Below are 12,327 nucleotides of genomic sequence, written 5' to 3'. Positions count from 1 at the left end.
CACCCCTGTTTAATGCGCGATGACATTATTGAAATCAGCGGTGGAAAAATCACGATGGATATTATTTCCCTGACGATAAATATCGGTGCTATTTCTTTTTCCTCACCACTTTCCATTTTTCACCGGCGGCCGTTTCGCTGATGGCAACTTTAAATTTGTTGCTTTTCCAGTGGGCCATACCGAATAACCGGCGTGCTTTGCGGTTGCTTTTCGCTTTAATCATGATCTCGCTCCTGTAGTTAGCAAAGGTCGATGCTGCGCCCTGCAGCCGGCAGGCTGCCGGACGCATTTATTCAGGGGGTAAGTTATCTGCCGCGCATTTAACTCTGCGCGGCTGCGTTATTTTATTTTTCTCTAACCAATAAGTTTATATTATCGCCGCGGGCGACTGACGGGGTGCGGGCGATATTTTTTCTACCGGGTCTATTTTAGGTCGGGGTTTTATTTATTCAAGCCGCCGGAGACATTTGGACCTTAATCCGGATAAAAGACGTTTCTCAGGCTTTTGTCCCAAGAAAGCGTTTTTATTGCCATTTTGTCTCAGGCGGAAGAGGGGGAAAGGAAGGGGCCGCAGGGGCTCAGAAGGTCATGCCGCCGATCACCGCCGCCAGTCGATCGAAGATTTCACCGAACAGGTGCTCACAGAACGGCGCCAACATCGGCATCATCATGCCCAGCGTCATGATGCCGAAGGTCATGGTGACCGGGAAACCGATCACGAAGACCGACAGCTGCGGCGTCATGCGGTTGAGCAGGCCGAGCGCCATGTTGAGCGTCAACAGCAGGCAGATCAGCGGCAATGCCAGCATCATGCCGTTGATGAAGATCAGCGAGCCGACCTGAGTCAACACCAGGAAGCCGTTGCCGTTCAGCGGCTGCGTTTGGATCGGCAGGGTATGGAAGCTGTCCGCCAGCAGCGAAATCAGCCACAGATGGCCGTCAAAGCTGAGGAACAGCAACATCGCCAGCAGGTTGAGCAGGCGCGCCAGCACCGGCATGTTCGGGCCGCCGCTGGGATCGAAGAAAGTGGCGAACGACAGTCCCATCTGCATGCCGATCACTTCCCCCGCCAGGCGCACCGCCGCGAAGGCGAACTGCATGGTCAATCCGAGCGCCACGCCGATCAGAATCTGCTGAATCGCCAGCCACAGGCCGGCGGCGGAGAAGATGGGAATATTGCTGGCGGGCAGCGTCGGCGCAATCAGGATGACGATCAGCCCGCCAAGGCCGATTTTGACCTTTTTGCTGATTTGCTTTTCGCTGAATATCGGCGCGGTGCTTATCAGCGCCAGAATGCGCAGCAGCGGCCAAAAGTAGTGGCTGAGCCAGACGGTGAGCTGGGCGCTGTCGAAGGTGAGCACGGTCAGCCGATCAGGGTAGGCAGGTTGCTGAACAGGGTGCGCATGTAGTCCAGCAACAGATTCAACATCCAGGGACCGGCGATGATGATGGTGGCCACCACCGCCAGAATTTTAGGGATGAACGACAGCGTCATTTCGTTGATCTGGGTGGCGGCCTGCAGCAGGCTGACGACCAGGCCGCTGATCAGCGCCGCCAGCAGCAGCGGGGCGGCCAGCGCCAGCGCGACTTTCATCGCCTCGGTGCCGAGCGCCATAACCGATTCAGGTGTCATCTCGCTTTCTCCGGTCAGGGGTTACGAATAGAAGCTCTGCGCCAGCGAGCCGAGCAGCAGCTGCCAGCCATCGACCAGCACGAACAGCATCAGCTTGAACGGCAGCGAGATGGTGGCGGGCGGCACCATCATCATCCCCAGCGCCATCAGCACGCTGGCGACCACCAGGTCGATAATCAGGAACGGAATGAACACCGTAAAGCCGATCTGGAAGGCGGTTTTCAGTTCGCTGGTGACGTAGGCGGGCAGCAGGATGCGCATCGGCACCGCTTCCGGGCCGGCCAGCGGCGGCTGATTGGCCAGCCTGGCGTACAGCGCGAGATCGGTTTCGCGCGTTTGACGCAGCATGAATTCGCGCAGCGGCTGCGCGCCTTTATCCAGCGCGACTTCCAGCCCGATTTTGTCCTGGCTGAACGGCAGATAGGCATCCTGATAAACCTTGTCGAACACCGGCGACATGATGAAGAAGGTCAGGAACAGCGCCAGCCCCAGCATCACCTGGTTCGGCGGCGCCGACGGCGTGCCCAGCGCGTTGCGCAGCAGGCCGAGCACGATGATGATGCGGGTGAAGCTGGTCATCATCAGCAGCATGGCCGGCAGGAAGGTCAGCGAGGTCAACAGCACCAGCGTCTGCACCGGCAGCGACCAGCTCTGGCCGCCGTTGGCCAGCGGCTGGCTGATCAGCCCCGGCAGTTGCGCGAAAGCCGCCGGGCTGATGAACAGCAGGGCGGCAGGGAGCCAAACCGCCGGGCGGCGGACGAGGGTATGAAGAGTCGAGGTCATGCCGATTTTTCCGGGCGTTTCAGAACTTTTTGCATCAGTTGGCGGAAGTCCGCCGGTGTCGCCGCGTCGGCCTCGCCTGCGTCTTTCGGCGGAGCGGGCAGGGTGTGCAGCGGGGTGATCTGCTGGGCGGTGACGCCCAATACCAACAAGGTGTCATCGACTTCCACCACCACCACGCGCTCGCGCTGCCCGACCTGGCAACTGGCGCGCAGGTTAAGCAGTTTGTTGTTGCGCGCCTGCGGGGCGAAACCCAGCCGACGGAACAGCCAACCGGCCAGCAGGATCAGCAGCAGAATGCCGCCGAGCGCGCTGCTGACCTGCATCAACACCGAACCGGCCGGCAGGGCCGGCGCGGCGGGCGGTTGGGTGCTTTGGACGGTAACGGGCGCCGCGGCGGTCATCAGCGGCTCAGTCGACGCATGCGTTCGGATGGGGTGATGATGTCGGTGATGCGCACGCCGAACTTGTCGGCCACCACCACCACTTCACCTTGCGCGATCAGGTAACCGTTGATCAGGATATCCAGCGGTTCGCCGGCCAGGCCGTCCAGCGCCACCACCGAGCCTTGCGACAGGCGCAGCAACTCTTTGATGGTCATCTTGGTGCGCCCCAGTTCCACGGTCAGCTTGACCGGAATATCCAGGATCAGGTCGATATCCTGCAGGCTGCCGAGCGCATCCTGAGCTTCCAGCGACTTGAACACCCCTTCGGTGCTCGCGCCGGATTTCTCTGAAGACTGCTGCTCGTTAAACGCATCAGCCCACAGATCGTCTACGGATTCCTTTCCTTCGCCAGACGGTTGCTTAGGATCACTCATTGGGCTGTTCCTCACTCAGAGCATTCAAAATAGGGTTAATCAAATGTTCAACACGCAGGGCGTATTGCCCGTTTAACGTGCCGTATTGGCTGGTCAGAACCGGTACGCCGTCCACATGGGCGATCAGGCGTTCCGGCTTGTCTATCGGTAATACATCGCCCGGTTGCAGCTTCAGGACTTTCGACAGCCGCATCGGGATATCGACGAAGTTGGCGATCAGCTCCAGTTCGGAGTGCTGCACCTGCTTCACCAGCGTTTCGCGCCAGTGGCTGTCTTCCTGCCGCGAATTTTCCAGCGGCGGGTTGGTCAACAGTTCGCGCAGCGGTTCGATCATCGCGAATGGAATGCAGATGTTGAACTCGCCGGTCAGCGCGCCGATCTCCACCTGGAACGGCGTGGTGACCACGATGTCGTTCGGCGAGGTGGTGATGTTGGTGAACTTCACCTGCATTTCGGCGCGCACGTACTCCACGTCGATCTTGTAGATGGCGCTCCAGGCGTCGCCGTAGGCGTCCAGCGCCAGGCGCAGCATGCGCTTGATCACCCGCTGTTCGGTCGGGGTGAACTCGCGGCCTTCGACCTTGGTCGGGAAGCGGCCGTCGCCGCCGAACAGGTTATCGACGGCGATGAACACCAGGCTCGGCGCGAACACGAACAGGGCAGTGCCGCGCAGCGGATTCAGGTGCACCAGGTTCAGGTTGGTCGGCACCGGCAGGTTGCGGGCGAACTCGTGATACGGCTGAATTTTGATCGGGCCGACGGTAATGTCCGGGCTGCGGCGCAGCAGGTTGAACAACCCCATGCGGAACTGCCGGGCAAAACGTTCGTTGATGATTTCCAGCGCGTGCAGTCGCTCGCGCACCACGCGGCGCTGGGTGTTCGGATCGTAAGGCTTGACCTCGCTCTCTTTGCCGACCACCGCTTCGGGTTCATCACCCGCGCTGTCGCCGTTGAGCAAGGCGTCGATCTCTGCCTGTGAAAGAATGCTATCGCCCATAGTGATTACCGCAGTATGAAGGCGGTGAACAGCACGTCGCTGACCACCTGCTTCGGTTGTCCCTTAACCAGCGGCGGGCTGAGCACGTCCTTAATCTGCGCCACCAGCTGTTGCTTCCCTTGTTCATTGGCCAACTGACTCGCTTCCTGACGGGAAAGCAGCATCAGCAAGCGGCTGCGCACCTCCGGCAGAAAATCGTTCAGCTGACGGCGGGTACTTTCGTCCGGCAGGCGCAGCGTGAGGCCGATATACAGCACGCGATCCGGGTTGTTGTCCGGCGTCACCAGGTTGACGGTAAAGGTGTCGAGCGGCATGAACACCGGCGCGGCCGGCGGTTGCTGTTTGACGGCGGCCGGTTCGGCGCCGTTTTTATGCTGTTGCAGCAGCCACCAGCTGTAGCCCGCGGCGCCACAGGCGACGACGCTGATCAATACCAGCAGGATGACCAGAAGGGGACGTTTCGGTGCTGCCGGAAGGGAGTTCTGAGACATAGCCAAATCTAATTCCTGTTGTTACACCCGCGGCCTGCGTGGCGGCGGGCATAGCGCGCGGCAAAGCCGCACGCATGACATGTAAAGGTATTATCGCGTCTATCGCGGCGTGCAATAGCCTGAATAGACGCGCAAATGGGTGCCAGCTTGGGCGTTTGCAGCGGCTCAGGCGAAAATATCGACGCCGTTGACCGCGCTGGCCATGCGCTGCAACGCCACCGGCGCGCTGACGCCGTCCGCGGCCGCAGCCTCGCCGCCAGCGTGTTCAGCATAGCTGGAACGCCCCTGGCCATTGGAAGCCTGCTGCTGCGCCTGTTGCCATTGCGGGGTGGACTCGCCGCCCACGCTGCTCTGCCCCAGGTTGATGCCGCTCTCGGCCAGCGCGTGACGCAGCTGCGGCATCGCCGCTTCCACCGCCGCACGCACCTGACCGTGGGCGGAGGCAATGTGCAATTGCGCCTGCTGATCGTCCAGTTTCAACGTGATCTGCAAGGCGCCCAGCTCCTGCGGGTGCAGGCGCAGCTCGGCGCTTTGCTGGCCGTTGCGGTGGAACATCAGCACCTGTTGGTTCAACGCCTGCTGCCATTCCGGGCTGCCCAGCTGCGCGTTTAACTGCGGCGTAGGCGGTGCGGTCACCAGCGCGCCGGCCGGGGCGGCCGTTTGCGTGGGGCTGGCGGCGGCCAGGGCGACGGCGTGATTGAGCGTCGTCGGCTGCTGCGTATCGCTCGCCGGCAGCGGTTGAGCGGCACTGGCGCGCTCGCCGCTGGTCGGCTGCGGGAGCGCCGCCGTGGCGCTATCGCCGTCCGGGGCAGGGTTTTTAGCGTTTGTCACCGTCGTGGCGGCTGACGCCGACGAGCGCGCGGCGGTGTTATCACCGGCCGCCGCGATGTTCAGCAGGCCGTTGCCGGGCTGCAGCGCAGTCGCATCGTCAGCGTTTTCCACCGGCAGCGGCCGCTGGCCGTCGGCCGGTTGAGTCTGGGCGACGATCGCGGCCGGCAGCATGGCGTACAGCGCCTGCAGCGTCGCGGCATCCAGCTCTTTGGCCGCGGCGATCGGCGGCTGCGCCGGTTTATCGCCGGCGACGGGCGCATCGGCCTCGGGGCGTTCAGATGAAAGCGCATCGGCTGAGATTGCCGGGTTCTGCAGCAGGCCGCCGCGCTCGCCGAAGGCGGCCAGCAGTTGATTGAGCTGGTTGCGGCTCAGGGCCGGGGCGCGTTCATCGTCCGCGCTCAGCGCGACCGGCGGCTGTTTGCCATCGGCGGCGGGCGCGAAACGCGCGCCGAGCAGCTGGGCGAATGCCGTCGACAGTTGACTCTCATCCAGCGCCGACGTCAGTTCGGCCAGGCCGCCGGCATCGCCGGGTAAGGCCAGGCCGGGCAGGGCGTTCAGATTCATGGGTTGATATTCCTTTGTGCACTGCGTTGAGCGAACTCATCCATCAGTTTTTGATCCCGTTTATTCTCCTGCTGCTGCTCCGCATTTAAGGCGCGGGTATGCAGGGTCTCGAAAGCGTTCAACCGCTGTTGTTTGTCTTGCCATTGCTTCACCGCATGATCCACTTTCTGCCCCCACTGCAGCAGCTGCTGGCGGTGCTGGTCGATGGCCTGTTCCAGCGTGCCGATAAACTGCTGGTAGTTTTGCCAGCGTGAGCTGTCCATGCCGTCGCAGAGCGTATGATTCAGCTTCTGGCGGTATTCGTCCTGATAGTTGAGCAGCATTGACAGCTGTTGCTCCGCCGCCTGCTGCGCCTGCCGAACCTGGCCCAGCTGTTGCGCGGCTTGTTCCACCGCGTCCTGCGCCAGATCGCGCAGGGTAATCAGGGGTGACTGTGATTTCATCGCTCTGCGCCTCTGTGACGTTAAACAATCAACTGCTGCAGCTGTTGACAGGCTTCATCATAGCCGCTGCGTTCAAAGATGCCCTGTTGCAGGTACGCCTCCATCTGCGGGTACAGCGTCATCGCTTTGTCCAGCAACGGATCGCTGCCGGCCGCGTAGGCGCCGACGCTGATCAGATCGCGGTTGCGCTGATAGCTGGCCAGCATCTGTTTGAAGGTGCGAACCCGGCGATAATGCTCCTCGTCGATCAGCGACGTCATGGCGCGGCTGATTGACGCTTCGATGTCGATAGCCGGGTAGTGGCCGGCCTCCGCCAGGCGTCGGGACAGCACCACGTGGCCATCGAGGATGGCGCGCGCCGAGTCGGCGATCGGGTCTTGCTGATCGTCCCCCTCGGTCAACACGGTGTAGAAGGCGGTGATGGAACCGCCGCCGCTGATGCCGTTGCCTGCGCGTTCCACCAGCGCAGGCAGCTTGGCGAAGACCGAAGGCGGATAACCTTTGGTCGCCGGCGGTTCGCCGATAGCCAGGGCTATCTCACGCTGCGCCATGGCGTAGCGGGTGAGGGAATCCATGATCAGCAACACGTGCTGCCCGCGATCGCGGAAATCCTCGGCGATGCGGGTGGCGTAGGCCGCCCCCTGCATGCGCAGCAGCGGCGACACGTCCGCCGGCGCGGCGATCACCACCGAGCGCGCCCGGCCTTCGGCGCCGAGAATGTTCTCGATAAAGTCTTTGACCTCGCGGCCACGCTCGCCGATCAGGCCAACGACGATCACATCCGCCTGGGTATAACGGGCCATCATGCCGAGCAGCACGCTCTTGCCGACGCCGGAACCGGCGAACAGGCCCATGCGCTGGCCGCGACCGACGGTCAGCAGACCGTTGATGGTGCGCACTCCCACGTCCAGCACCTGCTCGATCGGCGTGCGCTGCAACGGGTTGAACGGCGCGGTGATCAGCGGCGCGCGGTAACCGGTTTCCGGCGACGGCAGACCGTCGAGCGGTTTGGCGCTGCCGTCCAGCACGCGCCCCAGCAGCGCCGGGCCGAGCGGCAACTGCTTGCCGGCGCTTTGGCCTTCCGGCGCGATGCGGGCGTAAACCCGCGCGCCCGGCACGATGCCTTCCACTTCTTCCAGCGGCATCAGGAACAGCCGCTGGCCGTTGAAGCCGACCACTTCGCTTTCCACTTCCTGCACTTCACCGGCGTCGTGCCGTTCGATGAGGCAGGTCGCCCCGAGCGGCAGCTGCAGCCCGGTGGCCTCCAGCACCAGCCCGGTGGCGCGGGTCAGGCGGCCGTAGCGGCGCACCGTCGGCGCGCGGGCGATACGTTTTTCCAACGTATCCAGAGAGCTCAGCCAGCGGCCGAGACGCGCGGTCATCAGACTTCTCCCGGTGCCGCCAGGCGACACAGTTCATGCCAGCGCGTCGCCAGGCTGGCGTCGAGATCGCCTTCTTCGGCGCTGACCTTGCAGCCGCCCGGGTGCAGTTCGCCGTCCGCCAGCAGGCGCCAGCCGTGCAGGCTGAGGGTAACCCCCAGTTGCTGCTCGACGCGGGGGTAGTCGTCCGGGTGGACCCGCAGCTGCGGTTTGCCGTTGAACATCGGCTCCTGCTGGATCAGCTGTTGGATTTGCGCGAGCAGGGCGGTGCCGTCGCACACCGGCGGCTGGCCCAGCACCTGTTTGGCGGCGGTCAACGCCAGCTGCATCAACCGGGAAGCGATCACGCTGTCGAGCGCGTCCAACGTGTGCTGGAATTCGGTGACCAACTGCTGCCAGTGGGCGGTCAGCGGCTGTTGCTGCTGCTGCGCTTCCAGCAGCCCTTGCTGACGGCCTTCTTCCAGACCGGACTGAAAGCCGGCCTCATAGCCTTTTTGCTGGCCGTCGGCATAGCCCAATTGCTGGCCCTGTTGCTCGGCCTGCAGCCGCAGCGTCGCCAACTGCTGTTGCAATTCGGCCTGCGCGTCCGGCGACGGATCGCTGTGTTCGAGATCCGGCAGCGGCGGCAGTTCGAACGCCGGTTTCTGTTCGCCCAAATCGTTGAGCGACCAGGGCTGCCAGGGCAGGGTGTTAATGCGATCAGACATAGGTGTCCTCGCCGCCGCCGATGATCATTTCGCCGGTTTCCGCCAGGCGTCTCACCACCAACAGGATGGCTTTCTGCTCGTTCTCCACCTGCGACATGCGCACCGGGCCACGGTTGGCCAGATCGTCGCGCAGGATGTCGGCGGCGCGTTGCGACATGTTCTTGAGGAACTTCTCGCGCAGCGGCTGTTCGGCGCCTTTCAGCGCGATCAGCAGCGACTCGCCTTCCACTTCTTGCAGCAGGCGCTGGATGCTGCGATCGTCGACTTCCACCAGGTTTTCGAACAGGAACATCTCGTCGATGATCTTCTGCGCCAGCTCGCCGTCGTATTCGCGCATCGCGTCGATGACCGCTTCTTCCTGCTGGGTTTTCATCAGGTTGATGATCTCGGCGGCGGTGCGCACCCCGCCCATTTTGCTGCGTTTGAGGTTCTGACCGTCGAGCAGGTTGTTCAGCACCTCGGTCAGCTCCGCCAACGCCGCCGGCTGCACGCCGCCGAAGGTGGCGATACGCAGCATCACGTCGTTGCGCAGGCGTTCGTCGAACAGGGCCAGAATATCCGCCGCCTGGCCGCGTTTGAGGTGCACCAGAATGGTGGCGATGATCTGCGGGTGTTCGTCGCGGATCAGGTCGGCGGCGCTCTGCGGCTCCATAAAGTTGAGCGTTTCCATGCCGGTGGTGGTCTCGCGCGATTCGAGAATGTCTTCCAACAGGCTGGCGGCGCGCTCTTCGCCCAGCGCCTTGACCAGCACCGAACGCAGATAGTCGCTGGCGTTGACGCTCAGCGCCGCGTATTGCTCGGCGTCGTCTTCAAACTCGGTCAGTATTTCGCCGAGCTGTTTGTGCGACACCTGGCTCATGCCGGCCATGGTGCCGCTCAGCAGCTGTACTTCGCGCGAGGAGAGGTGCTTGAACACCTCCGCCGCGCGATCTTCACCCAGCGTCATCAGCAAGATGGCGCTTTTGTCGGTTCCGGTCAGGCTCATATCTCGTTACTCATCCATTGGCGGATTACCAGAGCGACCACGCGCGGGTCTTTGTCAGCCAGATCGCGGATCCGCTGGCTCTGGACTTCTGCGCTGACGCGCTGCTGCGATTTACGACGCTGCGCCAGCTCCTCGTTGCTCGGTTTGCTGCTATCGACCGCTTTGGCGGCAGGCGCGTTGGCGGCGGCGATGGCGGCCTGTTGCGCCGCCTGGCGCTGTTGCAGCTGCGGCCGCACCAGTTTGCGCCACAGCAGCCAGGCAACCAGCAGCACCAGCAGATAGCGGCCCGCGTCGATCAGGCGATCGATAAACGACTGGCTTTGCCAGAACGGCAGTTCGCCACCGGTCACCTGAGCGTCGGTAAACGGCGTGTTGACCACGTTCAGGGTATCGCCACGGCTACTGGAGTAGCCCATCGCTTCACGCACCAGCGCTTCGATCTGCGCCAGCTGTTCTTTGCTCATCGGCTGCGGTTTGCCGTCTTTATCCGCGCCGAGGTAGTTGACCACCACGGCGACCGACAGACGCTGCACGGTGCCGGCTTTTTGCTGGGTATGGCGGATAGTGCGATCGAGCTCGTAGTTGGTGGTCGCGTCGCGACGGGTATTTTGCGGCACGCCGCTGGCCGCCGCGCTGCGGGTGGTCGCGGCGTTTTGCGCGGTGGCGTTGGCGTTATTGCCCGCCGCCGGCTTGGCGGTTTCAATCGGCGCCGTAGGCGGAGCGCTCGGTTGGTTGGACAGTGCGCCCGGCACACCGCCGACCTGCGGCCCGCCGATCTGCTCGCTCAGGCTGGTTTGCTGTGAGCGGATGGCGGCTTTATCCGGCTGTTGGTTAGGTTGGTACTGTTCATCGGTTTGTTCGCGCGTGGCGAAGTCGATCTGCGCCGTGACCTGCGCACGCACGTTGGCGCTGCCGACCACCGGGGCGAGGATCGCTTCGATGCGGCGCTGGAAGCCGTTTTCGACTTCGTTGGCGTATTTCAGCTGCGAAGCATTGAGATCGCGCCCGGTGCCGTCGGACTGGGTCAGCAGGCGGCCGGCCTGATCGACCACGGTCACGTTGCCCGGCGGCAGACCGGCGACGCTGCTCGACACCATATAAACGATGGCGTTGATCTGGCCGTCGTCCAGCGCACGGCCGGGTTGCAGGGTCAGCGTTACCGAGGCGGAAGGGGATTTTTGTTCGCGCACGAACAGCGAAGGTTTAGGCAGCGCCAGGTGAACGCGGGCGTTTTGCACCGGCCCCAGCGACTCGATAGTGCGCGACAGCTCGCCCTCGAGGGCGCGCTGATAGTTAATCTGCTCGCTGAACTGGCTGATGCCGAATTTTTCCTGATCCAACAGTTCGAAGCCGACGGCGCCGCCTTTCGGCAGCCCCTGCTGCGCGAGGCGCAAACGGGTTTCATGCACCTTTTCCGCCGGGATCAGCAGCGCTGCGCCATTCTCGGCGAAGCGATAAGGAATATTCATCTGCGTCAGCTGGGTGACGATGGCGCCACCGTCGCGGTCGTTCAGATTGCTGTACAGCACGCGGTAGTCGGGGCTTTTCACCCACAACAGCAGTGCGACGACGATCGCGATCGCGGCGGAAGCGGCGACCAGCAACGGAATTTTCGGGTTGGCGCGCAGACGGTTCCAGATGGCCTGCAGGCCGTTGTCGCGGCTTTCGCCGGCGGTTATCGAAGCACTCATTTTAGGTCTCGTCCTTCAATGGCGCTCACGATCCCGTACGGGCCGCTGAGCAGCTCCCTGCCAGGCTGATGAACGGTATGGTTAGCGTTGTGTGACAAAACAGACTCCCTGATACACATATCTTCTAAATAGCGGCGCTCCCATTTCTGGGCAGGCCATTATTCGCCTTATCAGACAATTCCGATTGCCCGATAAGCCGGGTTTTTTGCAGTTAATTAACCGCTTTAGGTCCGAAAACGCTGTGCTAGGGTGTGCATCATTGGAGAAGTACAGGGTGAAAACGTCACCCGGCGAGACGAGAGGATTGAGGACCAGATGGCGATTCAGGGCATTGAAGGGGTACTGCAGCAGATGCAGACCATGGCGGTTCAGGCCGGCAAGATGGGGCAAAATGCGGCGCCGCAGGGCGTCAGCTTCGCCAGCGAACTGACCGCGGCGCTCGGCAAGATCAGCGACACCCAGCAGACGGCGCGCAAACAGGCGCAGGACTTTGAGCTGGGCGTGCCGGGCATCAGCCTGAATGATGTGATGGTCGATCTGCAGAAATCGTCGGTGTCTTTGCAACTGGGCGTCCAGGTGCGCAACAAGCTGGTGGCGGCCTACCAGGACATCATGAATATGCCGGTGTGATGAACGTACCGTCCATTTTTCAGTGAAATTTGGCTCGGCGCTGTTAGCCTATGGCGATGGTTATAGGAGGGATAGGATAATGTGTAAATTGCTGTGCCTTGCTCTGGCCATGATGGCGTTGTCTGGATGCGCCGGCCAGAATGATGATTATTCATCGGCGCAAAAAATGGCGCCTCATCAGGATGCCGGCAAAGAGTGGAAGGCGTTTGTCGCGCCGCTGTCGGTGAAGACACAGTCGCCCGGCGAGCGTGAATTGAAACGCGCCGCCCGGCAATACTGAAGCCGTGACGCCAGTCGATGGACAAAAAAAGCCAGCTATCGAAATAGCTGGCTGAAGGTGCGATAAAACATTTATGTGATGTAGGAGCGCCGACGC

General features: G+C 62.4%; 16 protein-coding genes. 2 read left to right on the top strand and 14 right to left on the bottom strand.

Annotated features, from left to right (window positions below):
• Positions 1-88: 88 nt before the first annotated feature.
• The 14 genes from sra to fliF form a co-directional block, all read right to left on the bottom strand.
• A complete protein-coding gene (gene sra / locus ITX55_RS16525; RefSeq protein WP_197755875.1) occupies positions 89-223 on the bottom strand; it encodes a stationary-phase-induced ribosome-associated protein in 135 nt (44 codons plus the stop codon).
• A gap of 355 nt (positions 224-578) precedes the next feature.
• Positions 579-1,361, bottom strand: a complete 783-nt coding sequence (fliR, locus tag ITX55_RS16520; protein WP_033632754.1) for a flagellar biosynthetic protein FliR — start codon at positions 1,359-1,361, stop codon at positions 579-581.
• Positions 1,362-1,363: 2 nt separating this feature from the next.
• The gene (gene fliQ / locus ITX55_RS16515; RefSeq protein WP_004934803.1) at positions 1,364-1,633 is read right to left on the bottom strand and encodes a flagellar biosynthesis protein FliQ; all 270 of its coding nucleotides are present in this window, start codon (positions 1,631-1,633) and stop codon (positions 1,364-1,366) included.
• Between the two features lie 21 nt (positions 1,634-1,654).
• Positions 1,655-2,416, bottom strand: a complete 762-nt coding sequence (fliP, locus tag ITX55_RS16510) for a flagellar type III secretion system pore protein FliP (RefSeq protein WP_033632755.1) — start codon at positions 2,414-2,416, stop codon at positions 1,655-1,657.
• Positions 2,413-2,817: a flagellar biosynthetic protein FliO gene (fliO, locus tag ITX55_RS16505; RefSeq protein WP_033650868.1), complete on the bottom strand. Its 405-nt coding sequence runs from the start codon at positions 2,815-2,817 to the stop codon at positions 2,413-2,415. Before fliO ends, fliP begins: the two co-directional genes overlap by 4 nt.
• Positions 2,817-3,233: a flagellar motor switch protein FliN gene (gene fliN / locus ITX55_RS16500; RefSeq protein ID WP_004934799.1), complete on the bottom strand. Its 417-nt coding sequence runs from the start codon at positions 3,231-3,233 to the stop codon at positions 2,817-2,819. The genes fliO and fliN overlap by 1 nt, the downstream gene beginning before the upstream one ends.
• A complete protein-coding gene (gene fliM, locus ITX55_RS16495) occupies positions 3,226-4,230 on the bottom strand; it encodes a flagellar motor switch protein FliM (protein WP_004934798.1) in 1,005 nt (334 codons plus the stop codon). Before fliM ends, fliN begins: the two co-directional genes overlap by 8 nt.
• Before the next feature lie 5 nt (positions 4,231-4,235).
• Complete coding sequence (gene fliL, locus ITX55_RS16490; RefSeq protein ID WP_033643515.1) at positions 4,236-4,721, bottom strand: flagellar basal body-associated protein FliL; 486 nt, start codon at positions 4,719-4,721, stop codon at positions 4,236-4,238.
• 165 nt (positions 4,722-4,886) lie between these two features.
• A complete protein-coding gene (locus tag ITX55_RS16485; protein ID WP_108680979.1) occupies positions 4,887-6,116 on the bottom strand; it encodes a flagellar hook-length control protein FliK in 1,230 nt (409 codons plus the stop codon).
• Positions 6,113-6,559 (bottom strand): flagellar export protein FliJ, encoded by a 447-nt coding sequence (fliJ, locus tag ITX55_RS16480; protein WP_033643513.1) that lies wholly within the window; start codon positions 6,557-6,559, stop codon positions 6,113-6,115. Before fliJ ends, ITX55_RS16485 begins: the two co-directional genes overlap by 4 nt.
• 20 nt (positions 6,560-6,579) lie before the next feature.
• Complete coding sequence (gene fliI, locus ITX55_RS16475) at positions 6,580-7,941, bottom strand: flagellar protein export ATPase FliI (protein WP_004934781.1); 1,362 nt, start codon at positions 7,939-7,941, stop codon at positions 6,580-6,582.
• A complete protein-coding gene (fliH, locus tag ITX55_RS16470) occupies positions 7,941-8,645 on the bottom strand; it encodes a flagellar assembly protein FliH (RefSeq protein ID WP_033643511.1) in 705 nt (234 codons plus the stop codon). Before fliH ends, fliI begins: the two co-directional genes overlap by 1 nt.
• Entirely contained in the window at positions 8,638-9,630 is a 993-nt protein-coding gene (gene fliG / locus ITX55_RS16465) for a flagellar motor switch protein FliG (RefSeq protein ID WP_004934775.1), read from the bottom strand. The genes fliH and fliG overlap by 8 nt, the downstream gene beginning before the upstream one ends.
• The gene (gene fliF / locus ITX55_RS16460; protein WP_033650870.1) at positions 9,627-11,321 is read right to left on the bottom strand and encodes a flagellar basal-body MS-ring/collar protein FliF; all 1,695 of its coding nucleotides are present in this window, start codon (positions 11,319-11,321) and stop codon (positions 9,627-9,629) included. Before fliF ends, fliG begins: the two co-directional genes overlap by 4 nt.
• 315 nt (positions 11,322-11,636) lie before the next feature.
• Between fliF and fliE the strand changes: the two genes are divergently transcribed.
• Complete coding sequence (gene fliE / locus ITX55_RS16455) at positions 11,637-11,951, top strand: flagellar hook-basal body complex protein FliE (protein ID WP_033643509.1); 315 nt, start codon at positions 11,637-11,639, stop codon at positions 11,949-11,951.
• Positions 11,952-12,030: 79 nt separating this feature from the next.
• Complete coding sequence (locus ITX55_RS16450; RefSeq protein ID WP_042784812.1) at positions 12,031-12,231, top strand: hypothetical protein; 201 nt, start codon at positions 12,031-12,033, stop codon at positions 12,229-12,231.
• Positions 12,232-12,327 lie beyond the last annotated feature (96 nt).

It is taken from the genome of Serratia sp. EWG9 (assembly GCF_019913725.1).
Taxonomy (GTDB): domain Bacteria; phylum Pseudomonadota; class Gammaproteobacteria; order Enterobacterales; family Enterobacteriaceae; genus Serratia; species Serratia ureilytica.
This window is presented reverse-complemented; position numbering and strand designations above follow the sequence as displayed.